This is a genomic window from Ruegeria sp. CE8, from assembly GCF_056537465.1.
In genome coordinates this window covers 312,319-330,466 of the sequence record NZ_JBQFRP010000001.1, presented here as the reverse complement: position 1 = coordinate 330,466, position 18,148 = coordinate 312,319, and the positions used below count along the sequence as shown (strand labels likewise).

General features: G+C 58.9%; 19 protein-coding genes. 9 read left to right on the top strand and 10 right to left on the bottom strand.

Annotated features, from left to right (window positions below):
• Positions 1-63: 63 nt before the first annotated feature.
• Complete coding sequence (gene argS / locus ACR0AA_RS01675) at positions 64-1,809, bottom strand: arginine--tRNA ligase (RefSeq protein WP_480755314.1); 1,746 nt, start codon at positions 1,807-1,809, stop codon at positions 64-66.
• Positions 1,810-1,941: 132 nt separating this feature from the next.
• Here argS and ACR0AA_RS01670 point away from each other — a divergent pair, with 132 nt between their 5' ends.
• Positions 1,942-2,493, top strand: a complete 552-nt coding sequence (locus ACR0AA_RS01670; protein ID WP_480755313.1) for a putative pterin-binding protein — start codon at positions 1,942-1,944, stop codon at positions 2,491-2,493.
• Here the strand turns inward: ACR0AA_RS01670 and ACR0AA_RS01665 are convergent, their stop codons facing one another.
• Complete coding sequence (locus tag ACR0AA_RS01665; protein ID WP_480755312.1) at positions 2,494-3,636, bottom strand: deoxyguanosinetriphosphate triphosphohydrolase; 1,143 nt, start codon at positions 3,634-3,636, stop codon at positions 2,494-2,496.
• A gap of 76 nt (positions 3,637-3,712) precedes the next feature.
• Here ACR0AA_RS01665 and ACR0AA_RS01660 point away from each other — a divergent pair, with 76 nt between their 5' ends.
• The gene (locus tag ACR0AA_RS01660; RefSeq protein WP_480660683.1) at positions 3,713-4,036 is read left to right on the top strand and encodes a HesB/IscA family protein; all 324 of its coding nucleotides are present in this window, start codon (positions 3,713-3,715) and stop codon (positions 4,034-4,036) included.
• Positions 4,037-4,316: 280 nt separating this feature from the next.
• Positions 4,317-5,096, top strand: coding sequence for an exodeoxyribonuclease III (gene xth, locus ACR0AA_RS01655; RefSeq protein ID WP_480755311.1), 780 nt, complete (start codon positions 4,317-4,319; stop codon positions 5,094-5,096).
• A gap of 4 nt (positions 5,097-5,100) precedes the next feature.
• Here the strand turns inward: xth and ACR0AA_RS01650 are convergent, their stop codons facing one another.
• Together ACR0AA_RS01650 and dksA are read right to left on the bottom strand one after the other, a co-directional pair.
• On the bottom strand, positions 5,101-6,252 hold the full coding sequence (locus tag ACR0AA_RS01650) for an FAD-dependent monooxygenase (protein ID WP_480660687.1): 1,152 nt from the start codon (positions 6,250-6,252) through the stop codon (positions 5,101-5,103).
• 71 nt (positions 6,253-6,323) lie between these two features.
• On the bottom strand, positions 6,324-6,746 hold the full coding sequence (gene dksA, locus ACR0AA_RS01645; RefSeq protein ID WP_170382828.1) for an RNA polymerase-binding protein DksA: 423 nt from the start codon (positions 6,744-6,746) through the stop codon (positions 6,324-6,326).
• A 373-nt stretch (positions 6,747-7,119) separates the two neighbouring features.
• On the opposite strand from dksA, the gene ACR0AA_RS01640 reads away from it, so the two are divergent.
• From ACR0AA_RS01640 to ACR0AA_RS01620, 5 genes are all read left to right on the top strand, one after another.
• Positions 7,120-7,965, top strand: coding sequence for an AAA family ATPase (locus tag ACR0AA_RS01640; protein ID WP_239343572.1), 846 nt, complete (start codon positions 7,120-7,122; stop codon positions 7,963-7,965).
• A gap of 118 nt (positions 7,966-8,083) precedes the next feature.
• Entirely contained in the window at positions 8,084-8,533 is a 450-nt protein-coding gene (locus ACR0AA_RS01635; protein WP_480660689.1) for an N-acetyltransferase family protein, read from the top strand.
• On the top strand, positions 8,530-9,897 hold the full coding sequence (locus ACR0AA_RS01630) for a DUF2927 domain-containing protein (protein ID WP_480660690.1): 1,368 nt from the start codon (positions 8,530-8,532) through the stop codon (positions 9,895-9,897). Before ACR0AA_RS01635 ends, ACR0AA_RS01630 begins: the two co-directional genes overlap by 4 nt.
• A gap of 3 nt (positions 9,898-9,900) precedes the next feature.
• On the top strand, positions 9,901-10,071 hold the full coding sequence (locus tag ACR0AA_RS01625) for a hypothetical protein (RefSeq protein WP_480755310.1): 171 nt from the start codon (positions 9,901-9,903) through the stop codon (positions 10,069-10,071).
• A 3-nt stretch (positions 10,072-10,074) separates the two neighbouring features.
• Entirely contained in the window at positions 10,075-11,259 is a 1,185-nt protein-coding gene (locus ACR0AA_RS01620; protein WP_480755309.1) for a vWA domain-containing protein, read from the top strand.
• 12 nt (positions 11,260-11,271) lie between these two features.
• Here the strand turns inward: ACR0AA_RS01620 and trhA are convergent, their stop codons facing one another.
• Positions 11,272-11,940, bottom strand: coding sequence for a PAQR family membrane homeostasis protein TrhA (trhA, locus tag ACR0AA_RS01615; RefSeq protein WP_480660696.1), 669 nt, complete (start codon positions 11,938-11,940; stop codon positions 11,272-11,274).
• A 158-nt stretch (positions 11,941-12,098) separates the two neighbouring features.
• Between trhA and ACR0AA_RS01610 the strand changes: the two genes are divergently transcribed.
• Complete coding sequence (locus ACR0AA_RS01610) at positions 12,099-12,788, top strand: M48 family metallopeptidase (RefSeq protein ID WP_480660697.1); 690 nt, start codon at positions 12,099-12,101, stop codon at positions 12,786-12,788.
• 70 nt (positions 12,789-12,858) lie between these two features.
• Here the strand turns inward: ACR0AA_RS01610 and ACR0AA_RS01605 are convergent, their stop codons facing one another.
• The 5 genes from ACR0AA_RS01605 to ACR0AA_RS01585 are packed head-to-tail and all read right to left on the bottom strand — an operon-like array spanning position 12,859 to position 18,073.
• Positions 12,859-13,401, bottom strand: a complete 543-nt coding sequence (locus ACR0AA_RS01605; protein WP_480660699.1) for an RSP_2648 family PIN domain-containing protein — start codon at positions 13,399-13,401, stop codon at positions 12,859-12,861.
• Positions 13,398-14,600: an RSP_2647 family RNA methyltransferase gene (locus ACR0AA_RS01600; protein WP_480660701.1), complete on the bottom strand. Its 1,203-nt coding sequence runs from the start codon at positions 14,598-14,600 to the stop codon at positions 13,398-13,400. The genes ACR0AA_RS01605 and ACR0AA_RS01600 overlap by 4 nt, the downstream gene beginning before the upstream one ends.
• A gap of 38 nt (positions 14,601-14,638) precedes the next feature.
• Entirely contained in the window at positions 14,639-14,911 is a 273-nt protein-coding gene (locus ACR0AA_RS01595) for a hypothetical protein (protein ID WP_480660703.1), read from the bottom strand.
• Positions 14,898-17,687: a [protein-PII] uridylyltransferase family protein gene (locus ACR0AA_RS01590; protein WP_480660705.1), complete on the bottom strand. Its 2,790-nt coding sequence runs from the start codon at positions 17,685-17,687 to the stop codon at positions 14,898-14,900. The genes ACR0AA_RS01595 and ACR0AA_RS01590 overlap by 14 nt, the downstream gene beginning before the upstream one ends.
• The gene (locus tag ACR0AA_RS01585) at positions 17,684-18,073 is read right to left on the bottom strand and encodes a DUF4440 domain-containing protein (protein WP_480660707.1); all 390 of its coding nucleotides are present in this window, start codon (positions 18,071-18,073) and stop codon (positions 17,684-17,686) included. The genes ACR0AA_RS01590 and ACR0AA_RS01585 overlap by 4 nt, the downstream gene beginning before the upstream one ends.
• Between the last annotated feature and the right edge of the window lie 75 nt (positions 18,074-18,148).

Genomic DNA, 18,148 nt, shown 5'->3' with positions numbered 1-18,148 from the left:
CAGAAAATAAGGCGCGCGGGTCATTTCTTGCCTACCTCGTACCGGTGCTTTGGGCGGTGTTTGTTACCGCATCTCCTGCGCCGGGGTAACGCCAAGAATACCCAAGCCCGCTGAAATCACAACAGAAACGGCCCGGGCCAATGCGATTTTTGACTGGCTTGTGGCAACATCGCCATCCTGGATGAAACGCAGCGAAAGCTCATCATTGCCCTTGTTCCACAGCGCGTGGAAGTCGCCTGCCAGTTCATACAGGTAGAAGGCAACCCGATGCGGCTCATTGGTCCGAGCGGCGATCTCGACCAGACGCGGCCATTCGGCCAGCTTCTTCGCAACCGTCAGTTCTGAGGTGTGATCGATCTTGCCCAGATCAGCAGCCTTGAGGGTCGCATCGTCGGTGGCAATCTCAGCCTCGGCGGCGCGGCGCAGTACGCTCATGACACGGGCATGGGCGTATTGCACGTAGAACACGGGGTTCTCGCGGCTCTGTTCCAGCACTTTGTCAAAGTCAAAGTCCAGCGGGGCGTCGTTCTTGCGAGTCAGCATGACAAAACGGGTAACATCCGGACCAACCTGATCGACCACATCGCGCAGGGTGACAAAGTTCCCTGCCCGCTTGGACATCTTGAACGGCTCGCCGTTCTTCCACAGCTTCACCAATTGCGTCAGCTTGATATCAAGCGGCACCTTGCCATCGGACAATGCAGACACAGCCGCTTTCATCCGCTTGACATAACCGCCGTGATCCGCGCCGAACACGTCGATCAGCGCGTCAAATCCACGGGTCACCTTGTCATAGTGATAGGCGATATCCGGGGCGAAATAGGTCCAGCTGCCGTCAGACTTTTTCACCGGGCGGTCGACGTCATCGCCATGCTCGGTCGACTTGAACAGGATCTGCTCGCGCGGTTCCCAATCTTCGGGCTTTTTGCCCTTCGGTGGCTCCAGCACGCCTTCGTAGATCAGGCCTTTGTCCGTCAGCGACTGCAACGCGGCCTCGATCCGGCCCGTGCCATAAAGAGATTTCTCCGAAAAGAACACGTCCATCTCGACGCCCAGCGCCTTCAAGTCGGCGCGGATCAGGTCCATCATCGCGTCGGTGGCAAAGTTGCGCAGATCTTCCAGCCACTCGCTTTCCGGCTTGTCGATCAGACTGTCGCCGTACTTCTCCTTCAGGGCTTCACCGATCGGGATCAGGTAGTCGCCCGGGTACAGCCCCTCGGCAATCTCAGGGCTCAGGCCATTGGCCTCGCGATACCGTTCATAGGCGGATCGCGCCAGCACATCCACCTGCGCGCCGCCGTCGTTGATGTAATATTCGCGAGTTACATCGTGGCCCGAATAGGCCAGCAAGCTCGCCAGAGCGTCACCGAACACAGCGCCCCGCGTATGACCAACATGCAGCGGACCGGTGGGGTTCGCGGACACATATTCCACGTTCACCTTCTGGCCATGGCCCATGGTCGATCGGCCATAATCCGTACCCTTCTCAAGCACTGCCGCCAGAACCCCCTGCCACACCGTTGGCGCCAACCGCAGGTTCAAAAACCCCGGACCAGCAACCTCGGCACCGGTGATCCGATCATCCGCCGCCAGCTTTCCGGCCAACACGTCAGCGATGTCGCGCGGCTTCATCTTGGACGGCTTCGCCAGCACCATTGCCGCGTTGGTCGCCATGTCGCCATGCGCGGCGTCGCGCGGCGGTTCAACCGCCACGTTGTCAAAGCTCAGCCCCTCGGGCAGAGCGCCTTCGGACTGCATCTGTGCCAGCGCGTCCAATACGAGGCCGCGGATCTCGGAAAACAGGTTCATTTCGGATGTCCTTTTGCTTGCCGGGCGGTTTACCACGCCGCACGGCAAGGTCAATGGAAGCGAGCAGTTTGGGCTTGGTTTAGCGATAAACCGGGCTAAGGTTCGGAAAAACAACCAACAGGAGATCCCTACATGCGCCTTGCCCTGCCCCTTGCATTGCTGCTGGCCACCTCATTACCGGCTTGGGCTGAACTGTCCGCTCCAACAGGCCACGTGCTGTTGACGTTGGGCGGCGCGGTCACCGAAACGAACCTTCCGGCGCGCGGCGAGGATGACGGTGGACTGCTGGGATATCTTGAGGTTCAGCACGACGGAGCCGCGGGGTTCGACCCGGCTATGCTGGACAGGCTAGAACAGGTTGAAATCACAATTCCCTACGGGCCCGAGGGCAATAAGCGCGACATCGCGTTTTCCGGGCCGCTTTTGTCAGATGTGATGGCACAGGCCGGCGCCGAAGGAAAAACCGCCAAGCCCATGGCTCTGGACGGTTACCAGTCCGAAATTCCGTGGGACAGCATCGCAGCACACCAGCCGATTGTCGCAACCCATGCGGACGGCTCACCCATGGGAATCGGAGGGTACGGCCCTACGATGATCGTCTTTCCACCAACCAACGATGCCGATCTTGCCGCCGAGCAAGCCGGACAGCAGGTCTGGGCAATCGCCTATATCGGTATCGAGTAATCAGGCTCCGGTTAGCCTTGCATGATCTTGCAGAGCAAACCGGTCCGTCATGCCGGCAATATAGTCCGAGACAATTCGCGCCAGCGCAGTTTCATCCGTGGCCGCCTCAATGTCGTCATGCCACCGCGCAGGCATCTGTTTCGGGTCGTTCAGGTAGATCGGAAACAGCTCTTCTACGACTTCGCTTACTTCGGCGCGCACTTCCATTACGCTGGCTGCGCGATACATCTGCTTAAACAGAAATTCGCGAATTTCCCTGAGTTGCGCCCATAAACCGCCCGAGAACTGGATGACCGGATAGCCCAGATTGCGAATTTCCTCGACAGTCTGCGCGCCCGAACTTGCGATTAAACCACGCGACGTGACGATGACATCCGAAACCATAACGCCGAAAACACGCCTTAACGCCTCGTGCCTGCGGCGGTAAGGGTCCAGACCAGGGTACTTCCGGTCTACCTCGGCAAAACAGTCACCCACGATGGGCAGTTGCTGAATTTCGGCGTCGGTAAACAGACCTGCCCTGAGCCCGTCCAATAGATCGTGATTGTTATAAGCAATGTCATCCGACAGTGCCGCAACCTGAGCTTCGGCGCTGGCATGGGTATGCAATTCCAGATCAAAGCCCTCGTTGCACTCGGCCAAAGCCCACGGAAGTACACCGGTGACCGGCCCGTTGTGCTTTGCGATACCTTCAAGGCATTCCCAAGTCAGGTTGCACCCATCGAATTCCGCATAGTGCCGTTCGAGTTTGGTCACGATCCGAATGGCTTGAGCGTTATGATCAAACCCTCCGTAGGGTTCCATCAACGCGTGCAGTGCATCTTCCCCTGTGTGTCCAAACGGCGTGTGTCCAAGATCGTGTGCAAGGGCGACCGCCTCAGTCAGCTCGCCGTTCAGTCCCAATGCACCCGCAATCGTGCGCGCCACTTGGGCAACTTCGATGGAATGGGTCAGCCGCGTGCGATAACTGTCGCCCTCATGTTCGACAAACACCTGTGTCTTGTGTTTGAGCCGCCGAAATGCGCTGGCATGAATGATCCTGTCCCGGTCGCGCTGAAAGCATGACCGGAAACTGCTTTCCTCCTCTGGCACAAGCCGCCCCCTTGCGCGGCCTGGGTCCGAGGCAAAACCCGCTCTGTTCAAAGGTCTTGTCCTTGTCGCCTGTCCTTGCACTTTCTATATTGTAAGGCGTAAAGGAAATAAACCTTTGGAGTTTGGCATGAATCTGCCCCCCACAGTCACACAACGCGCATTTGAGCGTCTCGCTGAGATCGGTGCAGCGGATCAGGGCCAGGCTCTGCGCGTCGCAGTGGAAGGCGGCGGATGTTCCGGTTTTCAATACGAAATCGCTCTGGATGAACCGAAAGAGGACGATCTTGTGCTGGAAGGCAATGGTCAGAAAGTGATCGTGGATTCAGTTTCCCTGCCGTTTCTGGAAAACGCGGTGATCGACTTCACCCAGGAACTGATCGGCGCGCGCTTTGTGATCGAAAACCCCAACGCCACCTCGTCCTGCGGCTGCGGTACTTCCTTTTCGATTTAATCGTCGGCGGGGGCTTTGCCCCCACACCCCCAGGATATTTATAGCCAGATGAAGCATGGATCCGCTCTCCGACCATCCATCGGAGAGCTTCACCTGGCGCGGTCATCGGCGTCCCCGCCTGTACCGCAAAACTCTTTTCTACAAAATTGGTTAAGAATCCGTTTCTTAATCTGGCTAAAAATACCTCGAAGCGCGAGGCAGAGCCTCGCAAATCCCGCCATCACCTTGCCGCTGGGTTCATTCTGGGCGATAGGTTGCCACAGGCTTCGGAGGATCGCGCATGAAAATCGCCACGTTCAACATAAACGGCATAAAAGCGCGGGCCGAGGCCCTGCCTCGCTGGCTAGACGAGGCGCAGCCGGATGTCGTACTACTGCAAGAAATCAAGTCGATCGACGAGAACTTCCCGCGCGAGTTGTTCGAGGAACGCGGCTATAACGTCGAAACGCACGGGCAAAAGAGTTTCAACGGCGTTGCGATCCTTTCGAAACTACCGTTAGAGGACGTGTCCCGTGGCCTGCCAGGAGATGACGAGGACGAACAGGCGCGCTGGATTGAAGCGACCGTCATTGGCAAGAAAGCTCTACGCATTTGCGGCCTGTACCTGCCGAACGGCAATCCGGTGCCGGGTCCGAAATATGACTACAAGTTGGCCTGGATGGAACGCCTCTATGATCGGGCGCGCGACTTGCTGGCAACGGAAGAACCTGCGCTGATGGCTGGGGATTACAATATCATCCCGCAGGCAGAAGATGCCAAACGCCCCGATGCATGGCGCGAGGATGCGCTATTCCGGCCTGAAAGCCGCGCCGCGTTTCGCAAGATTCTGAACCTGGGCTACACCGAGGCCTTTCGTGCCGTCACTCAGGGCCCCGAGCATTATTCGTTCTGGGATTACCAGGCCGGTGCATGGAACCGGAACGACGGCATTCGGATCGATCATTTTCTTTTGACACCGCAAGCCGCCGATCTGATGCGCGACTGCCGGATCGATGCCGAGATACGCGGGCACGAAAAACCTTCGGACCACGTTCCGGTTTGGGTCGACCTCGATCTGTGATGGCTCAAGCCGTTACGTCGTAGCTGTAGATCCATTCGTATTTTCGCGACAGATGCGGCCCAATCGCCATAAGAGCGGCTTGGGCGGCCAGTCTCATCGGCCCGCGTAGATGGAAGTTGCGGGCGTTTGCCCCGGCCGCAGCGACCACTTTCCGCGCTCTTGGGCGGCGGCGGTTTTCATAGGCGGTAAGCGCCTGCTGGATACCAGATTGCTCATCGAAGGACCGCGCCAAAATCCAAGCGTCCTCGAGCGCAAGACAAGCCCCCTGTGCCATAAACGGCAGTGTCGGATGAGCCGCGTCGCCTAAAAGAGCAACACGCCCATTTTGCCAGCGGTGCGCAACGGGGCGAAGGAACAAAGCCCAAATGTGGGGTTCCTGCACCTGTTTCAGGATTTCTCCGACGGGGCCGCCAAAATCGGCAAATCGCGCCCGCAGTTCTTCCGGGTCACCACGCCGACGCCAGCCTTCTTCACGCCAATCGGAACGCTCTTCGATGGCCACTATGTTCATCAGCTTTTGGTCGCGAAGGGGATAGGTCACCACGTGCCGCCCCGGCCCCATGGTCAGAGCCGCCTTCGGCTTTTCGACGCGGTGTTTCCACGGAATTGTCGCGCGCCAAGCCACCTGCCGTGTGAACTCCGGTGCCTCGGGCCCGTTCAGTTCCGCTCGGATTTCACTGCGGCCGCCGTCCGCAGCAATCGCACAATCAACCCGAATTCGCGTACCGTCGTCCAGAACGATTTCGGCTTCGGACGGGTGCTTGCGTACCTGAAGAACGCGCGCGTCCAAACGAAACTCAACGCCCTCGCCCACGGCAGTCTTGTGCAAAAGGCCAAGCAAATCGGCACGGTGATAGTAATAGGTCGCCCCGGCGGACGGAGCCGGAAGCCTGCTGACCAAGCGCCCCGCCCGGTAATCGCGCAGCTCCGTTCCGCATGACCGCACGCCGGCCTCGGGCGTTTCGCCCACGACATTCAGGGCGCGCAGCACGACCATTCCATTTTCGCTGATCTGCAGGCCTGCGCCAACTTCCGTCAATTCCGGGGCTTGTTCCAGGACGGTGACATGAGCCCCGCGTTGTCGAAGCGCCAGAGCCGCCGCTATACCGCCAATACCGCCACCAACGACGGCGAATTTAAGACCGTTGATATTCATGGCACCGGCTTAAAGCAAAAACGCCGGAGCGTAAGACCCCGGCGTTTAAGAATTCTGCGTTTTCTCAGCGATCAATCGTCGCGGTGAACCTTCTCGCGGCGCTCGTGGCGTTCTTGCGCCTCAAGCGTCATGGTCGCGATCGGACGCGCATCCAGACGTTTCAGCGAGATCGGGTCGCCCGTCATCTCGCAATACCCGTACTCGCCTTCATCAATCCGGCGCAGGGCCGAGTCGATCTTGGCAACCAGCTTGCGCTGACGGTCACGGGTCCGCAGTTCCAGCGCGCGATCTGTTTCCTCGCTTGCACGGTCTGCGACGTCCGGAATGTTACGGGTGTTGTCCTGCAGCCCTTCGATCGTATCGCGGCTGCCTGCCAAAAGTTCGTTCTTCCAGTCCAGCAGCTTACGGCGAAAATACTCTAACTGCTTGTCGTTCATAAATGGTTCGTCTTCGGCTGGACGATAATCTTCCGGCAGAAATACTTCCTGCTTCATCTTTGCTCCCTCGGTGTGGCCTGCAACGCCGGTCACCTTACCTTCACCTGACATGCGGCAATCCCCTTCTGCGGAGCGTTTATCCGACACCGTCCCGAATGTCACTATGGAAACGTCGCCGTGCTCGCCGCTCCGCTACGTCGTCTAAATATGAGACTTCTAACAAGAAAACCTTGTATTTCTGTGATTATTAGCGGGCTTTTTTGAGGCGGCTACGAATTTGTCGCGCCCCGTGTTAGCGCCCGAATCAACCAAAAGCGTTGAAGTCGCACATCAATTTCGCGCCGAGCGACGCAGCGACCCGCCTTGTCAAATTTTCTGCCCCGCTATAACCCCAGAGGACAGATGCCGCGCGATACTGAATGAGGGGCCCATGACCGCACGTTTCCAAGGTACAGCAGAATATGTTGCCACCGATGACCTGACCATTGCGGTGAACGCTGCCGTAACGCTGGAGCGCCCGCTGTTGGTCAAGGGTGAGCCCGGAACCGGCAAGACCGAACTGGCCAAACAGGTGGCTGGCGCGCTTGGGCTGAAGATGATCGAGTGGAACGTCAAATCCACCACCCGCGCGCAGCAGGGTCTGTACGAATATGATGCGGTCAGCCGGCTGCGCGACAGCCAGCTGGGCGACGAGCGTGTGCATGATGTTTCGAATTATATCCGCAAGGGCAAGCTGTGGCAGGCGTTTGACGCTGACGAAAAAGTCGTGCTGCTGATCGACGAGATCGACAAGGCGGATATCGAGTTTCCGAACGACCTGTTGCAGGAGCTCGATAAGATGGAGTTCCACGTCTACGAGACCGGAGAGACGATCAAGGCCAAGAACCGACCCATCGTGATCATCACTTCGAACAACGAAAAAGAACTGCCGGACGCGTTCCTGCGTCGCTGTTTCTTTCACTACATCCGCTTCCCGGATGAGGCGACCATGCGCCGGATCGTCGAAGTCCACCACCCGGGCATCAAGGATGCGCTACTGACGACTGCACTGACCCAGTTCTATGAAATCCGTGAAACACAAGGGTTGAAGAAGAAACCATCGACCTCGGAAGTTCTGGATTGGTTGAAGCTTTTGCTGGCCGAAGACCTTACGGCAGAGGACCTCAAACGCGATGGCGCCAATGCCTTGCCCAAACTGCACGGCGCGCTTCTTAAAAACGAACAGGACGTGCATCTTTTTGAGCGTCTTGCGTTCATGGCGCGCAGTAAACGCTGAGATAAATGAACACTCGGTGATCCCTGCTTGCTTTGCGGGGGTCCGGGTGTCAGCATCAGTGTCAGAGCCGTCCGGCGTCGTCGGGCATTTTCCGACCTGATGACATAGGAGCCGTTGTTTGCCCGAAACCCTGAAAATCCGAGCACTGCGGCCTGAAGACCGTGCCGAGTGGGCCGACATGTGGCGCGACTATCTGGCGTTTTATGAGACATCTGTCCCGGATGAGATCTACGACAGCACATTCGCGCGGCTGCTGGGGGATGACCCCAACGATTTCTCGTGTTTCGTGGCCGAGGCGGACGGCAAGCTGGTCGGCCTGACCCATTACTTATTTCATCGCCATGCGTGGAAAGTCGAAAGCGTCTGCTACCTGCAAGACCTGTTTGCCCGCCCCGAATCTCGCGGGACCGGCGTTGGGCGCGCGCTGATACAGGCGGTTTATGACGAGGCCGACCGACAGGGCGCACCTTCGGTCTATTGGCTGACTCAGGATTTCAACCACACCGCCCGCAAACTTTATGATCGTATCGGCAAAGAGACACCCTTCATCCGGTACCAGCGTCCATGATGCGATGGGCCGTGATCCTCGCCGGCCTGACACTGGCCGGGTGCACGTCGGTCACGCCGCCTGAACCGCAGACCCGCGTCAAGGTGATCGAGGCAAATCTGCCGCCAGCCAAGGCGTTCAACTCGACCCGCCCGATAGCGCCCGCCCGTTCCAACGCGAACATCGCGGATGATTTCATTGCGCTGCACTTTGCATTGGAAGGCGGCACAACCCTGCCCGCGTTTACCCGGTTCGAAACGCCGGTCACTGTGCGCCTGACGGGATCGCCGACGCCTTCGATGCAGCGCGACCTGACCCGTTTGCTGTCACGGCTGCAGCGCGAAGCCGGGATAGATATCCGGCAGATTTCCGAGGGTCAGGCAAACATCACCATCGAGGCCGTGAGCCAAAGCCAGATACAGCGTCTTTTGCCGCAAGCCGCCTGTTTCGTGGTGCCCAACGCCTCGAGCTTTGAGGAATACCGCAAGGATCGACGGAAACGGAAAAGCAGCTGGACCGCACTGCGCAGCCGCGAACGTCTGGGCATCTTTATTCCGTATGACGCCAGTCCACAGGAAAAACGCGACTGCCTGCATGAAGAGCTGGCGCAGGCGTTGGGGCCGCTTAACGATCTGTATCACCTGCCGGATTCGGTGTTTAACGATGACAACATCCACACCATTCTGACCGGCTTTGACATGCTGATCCTGCGGACAGCCTATTCGCCGCAACTGCAGAGTGGCATGACCCGCGAACAGGTCGAAGCCGCGCTGCCCGGTATTCTCAGTCGCCTCAACCCGCGTGGGAACGCGCTGCCCAAACAACCTGTTTCAGAAACCCCACGTGAATGGATCAACGCCGTTCAAAAATCGCTAGGTCCGGGGCCAGGTACACGCACCCGAGTGAGAGCCGCGGAAAAGGCCGTTCAGATCGGAAAGGCTCAGGGCTGGACGGACCATCGCCGTGCCTATCCGCATTATATCCTGGGGCGCATGGCGCAATTCGACAACCCTCGGGAAGCGTTGCAGCAATACGGAATTGCCATGCAATTTCTGCGCTCTACACCGGGAACTGAAATTCATCAGGCCTATGTAACGACCCAGACAGCGGCTTTCGCGCTTGCCCAGGGCAAAGGACCTGAAATCCTGCCTGAACTGGACCAAGCCATCGCGGTTATGACCCGCGCCGAGAACGCCTCTCAGCTGGCCACACTGCTGCTGTTGAAATCCGAAGCGCTCAATCAAGCCGGGCGTCCAAACCAGGCACGTTCCGTCAGGCTGGACAGTCTGGCATGGGCGCGATACGGCTTTGGCTCGGAAGTCGTGGTACGGTCACTGATGCAGGAAGTTGCCGAAGCTCCGTCCACCAACAACAGAGGCGGATAACGCATGGTCGTAGTTTTGGGAATGGCGATACTGGGGGCGATCCTTGGGGCGCTGGCCGCACGTAAACGCAACGGCAGCGGCGCGGATATGGCCCAATATGCCGCCGGTTACGGCATCGCCTTTGCTCTTGTGGGTCTGGTGCTGTCCCTGATCCTTGTCCGTTTGGTGGGGTAACGCATGTTTCTGCCCTTTTTCGAGAACCTCCGCAAAGCAGGTATTCCCGTATCCTTACGCGAATACCTGACCTTTCTGGAGGGCATGAAGAAGGGTCTGGCCACCTATGACGTCGAGGCGTTCTACTATCTGGCTCGTGTGTCAATGGTGAAGGACGAGCGCAATATCGACAAGTTCGACCGCGCCTTTGCTGCAAGCTTTGAGGGGCTGGACGAGATCAGCTTTGAGCAGGTGCTTGAAGCCGTCGACATCCCTGCCGAGTGGTTGGCCAAGATGGCCGAAAAACACCTCAGCGAAGAGGAAAAGGCCGAGATCGAAGCACTTGGCGGCTTTGACAAGCTGATGGAAACCCTGCGCGAGCGTCTCAAGGATCAGGAAGGCCGCCATCAGGGTGGCAATAAATGGATCGGTACCGCCGGGACGTCGCCGTTCGGGGCCTATGGCTATAACCCCGAAGGCGTGCGTATTGGTCAGAAGGAAAGCCGCCATCAGCGCGCGGTCAAAGTCTGGGACAAGCGTGAATTCAAGAACTTGGACGACACGGTTGAATTGGGCACGCGCAACATCAAGGTTGCTTTGAAACGCCTGCGTCGCTGGGCGCGCGAAGGGGCTGCGGATGAGCTGGATCTGGACGGTACCATCCGCGCCACGGCCGAGCATGGCTATCTGGACGTCAAAACCCGGCCCGAGCGTCACAACGCGGTCAAGGTGCTGCTGTTCCTGGATGTTGGCGGCTCGATGGACCCACATATCAAGGTTGTGGAAGAGCTGTTTTCGGCCGCCAGAACCGAGTTCAAGCATCTGGAATATTACTACTTTCACAATTGCCTCTATGAAGGCGTCTGGCGTGACAATCGCCGTCGCTGGGACCAGCAGACCCCGATGCATGAGGTACTCCGGACCTATGGCCCGGACTACAAATGCATCTTTGTCGGCGATGCTTCGATGAGCCCATATGAGATCGCCTATCCCGGCGGCGCAAACGAGCACTGGAACCAGGAGGCCGGTCAGGTCTGGCTGCAGCGCGCGCGGGATCAGTGGTCGTCAAACCTGTGGATCAACCCGGTGCCTGAAAAGTACTGGGAATACACGCATTCCATTGGCATGATCCGCGAGATTTTCGAGGACCGCATGGTGCCGATGACCCTTGCCGGTCTGGAACAGGGTATGCGGGAACTGACCCGTTAAAGGGAAACGCGATCAAACCTGCAAAACCGGTGCCCACGCAATCCGGAACGAAACTGCAAGGAAAAACAACACGCTGCCAGTCAGTACAAAGACATGCCAGATCGTGTTGTGAAACGGCAGCCACTCCAAAAGATAGAAAGCGATGCCGACTGTGTAGACGATTCCGCCGGCGATCATCAGGACGACGACAGGTTGTGACAAGTCGGCCAGCAAAGTTCGACCGGCCCAAACCGCGGCCCATCCCATCAACACGTAAAGCGCCAGCCCGAACCAGCGGAACCGGTGTGGGTCGACCATTTTCAAGATCGACCCAAGTGTCGCGGACGACCAAAGACCGATCATCAGCCCGGGCATCTGAACACCCGAAAGCAGAATGAATGGCGTGTAAGTACCCGCAATCTTAACGTAAATCCCCGAGTGATCGAGGCGCCGCAGCAGATCAGCCCACTTGTCGGATTGCACCATGTTGTAGAGGGCAGAAAACGTCAGCATCAATATAAGCGTGACACCATAGATCGTGGCCCCCAGCACCGCAGCGGACTCCGATCGATAAAGGGCCGTCAGAATAATGAGGAAGGGCACAGCGACAACCGCAGCGGTCAAGCCCAACACATGAACAACACCGTCGCTGATGCGTTCAGCACGACTATAGTCCGGGCGGATATGGGCAAAAGACCACATAACCCTAAGCTATGGCTCGGACTGCCCTCCGACAAGTCGAACCGCCGCCGGGTTACATTCGATCACCGCACGTTGATCGGGCGAGAGCGAACACTGTATCTGTACTTCGACTGCGTTTTTCTGTTGCCCCTAAAGCGCGCGGAACCCATATCTATACCATGCTTCGCCTAACCCCGATCCTGCTGGCCATTGCCTATGCCGTTGTGATGTACCGGATTTCCGTCTGGCGCACACATCGCGAATTGGATGCCAAATCGACGGAACTGGCGGACCCGGCCCTCAAACGCATGACCGACCGGTTGGCGGCTGCGCTCGAGATCGATCGGGTTCCCGTTTACATCTACGAAATTGATCCCGTGAACGGATTGGCGGCACCGGATGGCCGGATATTTATAACACGCGGGTTCTACCGCAAATTCCGCAGCGGCGAGGTAACCGCTGAAGAGATGGCAAGTGTCATCGCCCATGAGCTTGGACATGTGGCACTGGGGCACGCACGGCGTCGAATGATTGACTTTTCCGGGCAGAATGCCCTGCGGACGGCGTTGATGTTGCTGTTCAACCGCTTCATTCCTTTCATCGGCGCATGGATTGCAAATATGCTCACCCACCTTCTGGCGTCGCGTCTGTCGCGTGGTGATGAGTATGAGGCCGATGAATACGCTGCCGCGTTGCTGACCAAGGCAGGAATCGGGATCGGGCCCCAGAAATCGCTGTTCCACAAGCTGGAAGATCTGACCCAGCAACGGGCTGGGGTCGTTCCGGCCTGGCTGATGAGCCATCCCAAAACAGATGAACGGGTCGCGGCGCTGGAGGCTCTTGAACGGCGGTGGGGTACGGACGGCTAGGTTAAGGCAGCGAGGGGCCAGCCCCTCGCGCTCCCCGAGGTATTTTTGGCCAGATGAAGAGGATCCGGACTTAGGTGGTGAGGGCTTTACCCAGACGTGGCAGGCGCGCCTTTTTCATAAGGCCACGCAAAGTCCATTGATCTCCCGAAAGTCGGTTCGCCTCGGACAGGACGCGGTTGGCTGTAGTGGTCATACCTTCGGGGTCAAATTGCCAGAAACCATGTAGCAAGGTGTCGGGGTCGCGACGCTCGAGCCCTTCTTCAGACAGGATGTTTCGGGGGAAGTCCTTGGTATTCACCGTGACAATCACGTCCGCAGAGGACGCCACGGCCGTCGCCAGCACATGAATATCGGCGCTGTCCGGCAGCCACAGGCGTTGTTCGATGCCCGGTGCAGCGGGAAACTCGGCCTTGGGCCACTGAGATTGTGCCAGAACGATTTCTGCGCGGGCTTGTGTTTCGCCCTCGGGCCCGAGCTTTCGTGCGGCGCGCGCCCATTCCTCAAGGATGCGCGCGGACCAGACGGGTGTGAAATGACCCAACCGGGCCGCGCCCAGCAGCATCTCTCGCATCACCGTGGGATAGATGACGCAGGTATCCAGAACCGCCTTCACAACCGATAGAACACGGATTTGAGGTAACCGCTTTCAGCCAGTTGCGGCAGTTGCGGATGGTCCGGACCGGCGAATCCCGTGTGGATCAGCTGGGCTTGCCGTCCCGCGCGCCCGATCCCTCGTGACGAGGCATCGCGGAACCGACCCAGATCAGCTGCGTGGGAGCAGGAGCACAGACCCAGATAGCCGCCCGGTTTCACCAGCGGCGCAGCAAGACGGGCCACGCGTTCATAAGCGCGCAAACCTGCGTCCAGCGCTTGTTTTGATGGCGCAAATGCGGGCGGGTCGCAGATCACGACATCGAACTGCGCCCCCTCTTCACCCAGTTTGGTCAGGACATCAAAAGCATCGCCCTGCCGTGTCTGGAATTTCCCTTCGAAGCCAGAGGCCTGCGCGCCTTTCGCTGCAAGCTCCAAAGCGGCGGCAGAGCCATCGACCGAAAGCGCCTGCCCCGCACCACCTGCAAGCATGGCGAGGCCAAAACCGCCCACGTGGCTGAAGACATCCAGCACCTGCGCCCCCGGTTGCACCAACTGTGCGGCAAACGCATGGTTCGGGCGCTGATCGTAAAACAGGCCGGTTTTCTGCCCTCCGGTGAGGTCGGCCATGTAAGTGGCACCATTCATCGGCACCGGAAGTGGCGCCTGCGGCGCGGATCCGCGCAGAGTGAGGTTGACGTCGTCCAAACCTTCAAGGCCACGGGTACGACCCGATGCGTTTTTCAGCACCGTCGTCACACCGGTTACGCTGACCAGTGCATCGGTAAGAATTTCCAGATGCGCCTCAGCCCAGGCTGCATTCGGCTGGATTACACAGGCATCGCCAAACCGGTCGATGATGACGCCAGGAAAACCGTCGGCTTCGGCGTGGATCAGGCGGTAATACGGCGCGTCGAACAGGCGCTCGCGCATTTCCAACGCGCGGCGTAGGCGAGTTTCGAACCATGCTGCATCCAGCAGAGCCTCCGGATCACGGTCCAGAACGCGGCACATGATTTTAGACTCGGGATTTACCGCAACCAACGCGATTGGCGCGCGTTTTTCATCCTCGAGCACGGCCAAAGCCCCCGCCGCGATCTTGCGGGTCCGCCGGTCTGTCACGATGTCATTGGCATAAACCCAGGGAAAGCCATGGCGCAGCCCGCGCGCGTTGGCTTTGGGTTTCAAACGAATACGGGGGCGATCGGCAGTTTGGGTCATGACGCCCTATTAGTCGCGAACGTCACCGGGGGAAAGCCCTAGCGGTCGCGTGATCGCCAGCCGCCGCGCCGCTTGGGTGCATTTGCGGATTGCAGCCCTTCTGCCAGCACTTGCGTCATGGGATGGTCGGCGTCTTGTTGGGAATATGCCGCATGCAGATCGGTCAGCGCTTGTTGCTGGTCCCGCTCGGCCGGCAGGCTCAGCGCCCAGTCCAGAAAGATGCTGCGGCATTCAGGCAAAGTGATACCCTCGATGCGATATGCCTCGCGGATCAGACCCTTGTGATCGTTTGGATCCTTACTCTGCGCCATTGTCATCCTCTCTGATCACGCCACCGATGATCCCGGCGGCTGTGGCGTAGCTTTCCTGCAGTGCGGCCTGCAGCTGTTCGACTTGTTCAAAGCCTGTCGCGCGGCACAGGAAAGCGGTCCCTCCCTCGCCAATCTTATCGGCCTCGATCACCTTACCAGACAGCAAACGCGCTGCGCATTGCACAGACCAGCATAGGTCGTAGCAGTCCTTCAACGTTTGTGCCTGTGCGACGTCCAACAGCCCGGCAGCGACGGCACCGTCCAGACCGGAATGCACGTCGCGCTGCGTGGACCCGGACAGCAGTGCGCCTGTCTCGGCCATTAGCTCAATATCCATCATGCGACCAGGTCCGTTCTTGGCGTCCCATATCCCCGCAGGCGACTTGGCGGCGGCCAGTCGAGCACGCATCTCGGCCACTTCGCGCAGAACCTTCTGGCTATCTGGCACCTGAGACAGAAAGCTCGCGCGGAACACCTCGATGTCCTTTGTCAGCCCTTCTTCACCTGCAATCACACGCGATCGAGTCAGGGCCAGGTGCTCCCAAACCCACGCCTCATTCTGCTGATAATTGGTGAAACTTGCCCAACTTGTCGCCACCGGCCCCTGATTGCCAGACGGGCGCAGACGCATATCCACCTCATAGAGCCGGCCTTGCGACATGGGCGCGGAAAGCGCCGTGATCAGCGCCTGCGTGAACCGTGCATAGTAAGTCCGGGTGGCCAGAGGGCGCGGACCCTCGGACATTTCCTGATCCAGTGGGTCATAAATCACGATGACATCCAGATCAGATTGCGAGTTGATCCGCCCTGCCCCAAGCGACCCCATGCCCAAAACGGCAGCACCCCGACCAGGGGCCGGCCCGTGTTTCCGGGCGAACTGTTCCGTCACGCGCGGCAGGAGCGCCGCAATCACGGCGCTGGCGAGTTCGGCATATTGCTGTCCTGCCCTCTCTCCGTCGATCAGCCCGCGCAGGTGGTGAACACCCACGCGGAAATGCCATTCCTTGCACCAGCGGCGGGCTAAGTCCAACTGGCTTTCATAGTCCGTTTCCTGTGCCAAAGCCTGTTCCAGATCCGCCTGCAACGCGGCCTGCCCCGGCCAGACATCAAAAAAACTGCCGCCGATCACAGCGTCAAAAACCGAAGCGTTGCGCGAAAGGTGCGCGGCCAGAGCATGGGACGTGCCGACGATATCGATCAATAGATCAATCAGATGGGTGTTGGCCTCGAACAGCGAAAACAGCTGAACACCTGCAGGCAGTCCTGAAAGAAAACCATCCAGCGCCTGCAGCGCCTCGTCCGGTTGGGCGGTCTTGCCAAGACGCGAAAGTAGCTCGGGTTTGAGACGTTCAAAAATCCGCGCGCCCCGTTGTGAGCGCAACGCGGGATAAGTTGTCCACCGGGCCAGAATGTTCTTGTCGAAATTGGCTTCCCCAGCAGGTGCAGGTGTTGATGAGCCCGGCGCAAAGAACCCTTCAGTCAGTTCGTGCACCTCTGTCAGCCGGTGGGTCAGGCTTTGAGTCAGCTCAACAGCGTCTATGCCCATCAGACAGGCGACGCGCTCAATCCCGTCAGGCGACCGAGGCACCTTATGGGTCTGGGCATCATGCACCATCTGGATACGGTGCTCGACCTCACGGTGAGCACGGTAATGATCGGTCAATTTGTCAGCCACATCCTGCGGCACCCATCCTTTTTTGGCCAGCGCCGCCAGTCCTGGCACCGTACCGCGTACGCGCAAATCCGGGTCACGTCCCCCTGCGATCAATTGGCGGGTCTGGGTAAAGAACTCGATCTCGCGAATACCGCCCTGCCCTAGTTTCATGTCATGGCCCGGGATCGTCAGGGCACCCCCGGTGCCCTTGTTTTCCCGTATACGCAGGCGCATGTCATGGGCATCCTGTATGGCGGCAAAATCCAGATGCCGCCGCCAGACAAACGGGCGCAGTGTTTCCAGAAAACGTTGCCCGGCGGCCAAGTCACCGGCGCAGGGGCGCGCCTTGATGTACGCAGCCCGTTCCCATGTACGGCCAAGGCTTTCGTAATATCGCTCGGCCGCCTCAGCCGCCATGCAGACCGGGGTCACCGCCGGATCGGGGCGCAGGCGCAGATCGGTACGGAAGACATAGCCATCTGCCGTTTTGTCGCTGAGCGTGGCGCAGAAATTTCGCGTCGCCCGGACCATACCCTGACGCGCATCGTAGAAATCATCTGGGTCGAACCGCGTCTCATCAAACAGAACAATCAGGTCGATATCCGAGCTGTAGTTCAGCTCGTGTGCGCCCATTTTCCCCATCGCCAGGATGATCATTCCGGCGGCGGTCTCGACATCGTCCGGGCCCATCCCCGGCAGTTTGCCGCGCCTGATCAGGGCTGCAATTTCGGCCTTGGCCGCCACATCTGCAGCCAGCGCACCGAAATCCGTCAGCGCCGCAGTCACCTTTTCTAATGGCCACGCGCCCGCCAGATCCGCAAGCGCTGTCAGCAGGGCCATGCGGCGCTTAGCCAGCCTCAAGCCCGGTTTCAACTGATCGGGCGGCAGCGCGTGCGCGGCGTCCAGAACCTCGGCCATCGCCTGATCAGGTTGCTGCAAAGCCGAGACCAGCCAGTCTTTTTCGCGGTCGATCAAGCTTTTCAGATAAGGGCTGGACCCCGCCGTACCGGCGAGCAGTTCGCCCTGTTCAGGCGTGATATCATTGACCGCAGCGCGCGCGTCGTCCCCAAGCGACTGATCAAAGGCACGCGGCACGCGCTGAATGGAAAGAGGCCCTGTCATTTCCCCTCCAACGGCGTGTCCTGACTGAAACTGTTCACCCAGACATCATGTCGTCGTTCCCATAAGGACGAAATCAGCATCGCCTCCCACTCCTCAGAGTCGGGTCGCTGGTAATCGGAGCGGTAGGACAACAGAACGATATCCGAGGTCAGAACCCGCAGCCGAGTTTCGCTCAACTCGTACCGCGCCATCGTCGGAGCGTCGGCGAATTGCCCCACATGGTCATCCCGGTTGGCGAAACCGGTCGGGTACACCCCCAAAAAATCCGCGCTCAACAGCGCCCGGTCGGCAGCGGCATTGCCCTCCATCAGGGCAGTCCAGACTTGCTTTTCGAGATTCAGAATTTCATCGAGCGACGGAGGCGAAGGGTTTTCAACGTGTTGCATAGGCGGAAAGTGCGCCTGTTCCTCAGCAAGGTCAACGCCCCAAAAATCGCAAAATGTAAATCATTTTCACATTGA

Bases quoted from the DNA above. Each gene is read 5' to 3' on its own strand.
- argS (WP_480755314.1), bottom strand. From the start codon at position 1,809: ATGAACCTGTTTTCCGAGATCCGCGGCCTCGTATTGGACGCGCTGGCA.
- ACR0AA_RS01670 (WP_480755313.1), top strand. From the start codon at position 1,942: ATGCGCCTTGCCCTGCCCCTTGCATTGCTGCTGGCCACCTCATTACCG.
- ACR0AA_RS01660 (WP_480660683.1), top strand. From the start codon at position 3,713: ATGAATCTGCCCCCCACAGTCACACAACGCGCATTTGAGCGTCTCGCT.
- xth (WP_480755311.1), top strand. From the start codon at position 4,317: ATGAAAATCGCCACGTTCAACATAAACGGCATAAAAGCGCGGGCCGAG.
- ACR0AA_RS01650 (WP_480660687.1), bottom strand. From the start codon at position 6,252: ATGAATATCAACGGTCTTAAATTCGCCGTCGTTGGTGGCGGTATTGGC.
- dksA (WP_170382828.1), bottom strand. From the start codon at position 6,746: ATGAAGCAGGAAGTATTTCTGCCGGAAGATTATCGTCCAGCCGAAGAC.
- ACR0AA_RS01640 (WP_239343572.1), top strand. From the start codon at position 7,120: ATGACCGCACGTTTCCAAGGTACAGCAGAATATGTTGCCACCGATGAC.
- ACR0AA_RS01630 (WP_480660690.1), top strand. From the start codon at position 8,530: ATGATGCGATGGGCCGTGATCCTCGCCGGCCTGACACTGGCCGGGTGC.
- ACR0AA_RS01625 (WP_480755310.1), top strand. From the start codon at position 9,901: ATGGTCGTAGTTTTGGGAATGGCGATACTGGGGGCGATCCTTGGGGCG.
- ACR0AA_RS01620 (WP_480755309.1), top strand. From the start codon at position 10,075: ATGTTTCTGCCCTTTTTCGAGAACCTCCGCAAAGCAGGTATTCCCGTA.
- trhA (WP_480660696.1), bottom strand. From the start codon at position 11,940: ATGTGGTCTTTTGCCCATATCCGCCCGGACTATAGTCGTGCTGAACGC.
- ACR0AA_RS01610 (WP_480660697.1), top strand. From the start codon at position 12,099: ATGCTTCGCCTAACCCCGATCCTGCTGGCCATTGCCTATGCCGTTGTG.
- ACR0AA_RS01600 (WP_480660701.1), bottom strand. From the start codon at position 14,600: ATGACCCAAACTGCCGATCGCCCCCGTATTCGTTTGAAACCCAAAGCC.
- ACR0AA_RS01595 (WP_480660703.1), bottom strand. From the start codon at position 14,911: ATGGCGCAGAGTAAGGATCCAAACGATCACAAGGGTCTGATCCGCGAG.
- ACR0AA_RS01590 (WP_480660705.1), bottom strand. From the start codon at position 17,687: ATGACAGGGCCTCTTTCCATTCAGCGCGTGCCGCGTGCCTTTGATCAG.
- ACR0AA_RS01585 (WP_480660707.1), bottom strand. From the start codon at position 18,073: ATGCAACACGTTGAAAACCCTTCGCCTCCGTCGCTCGATGAAATTCTG.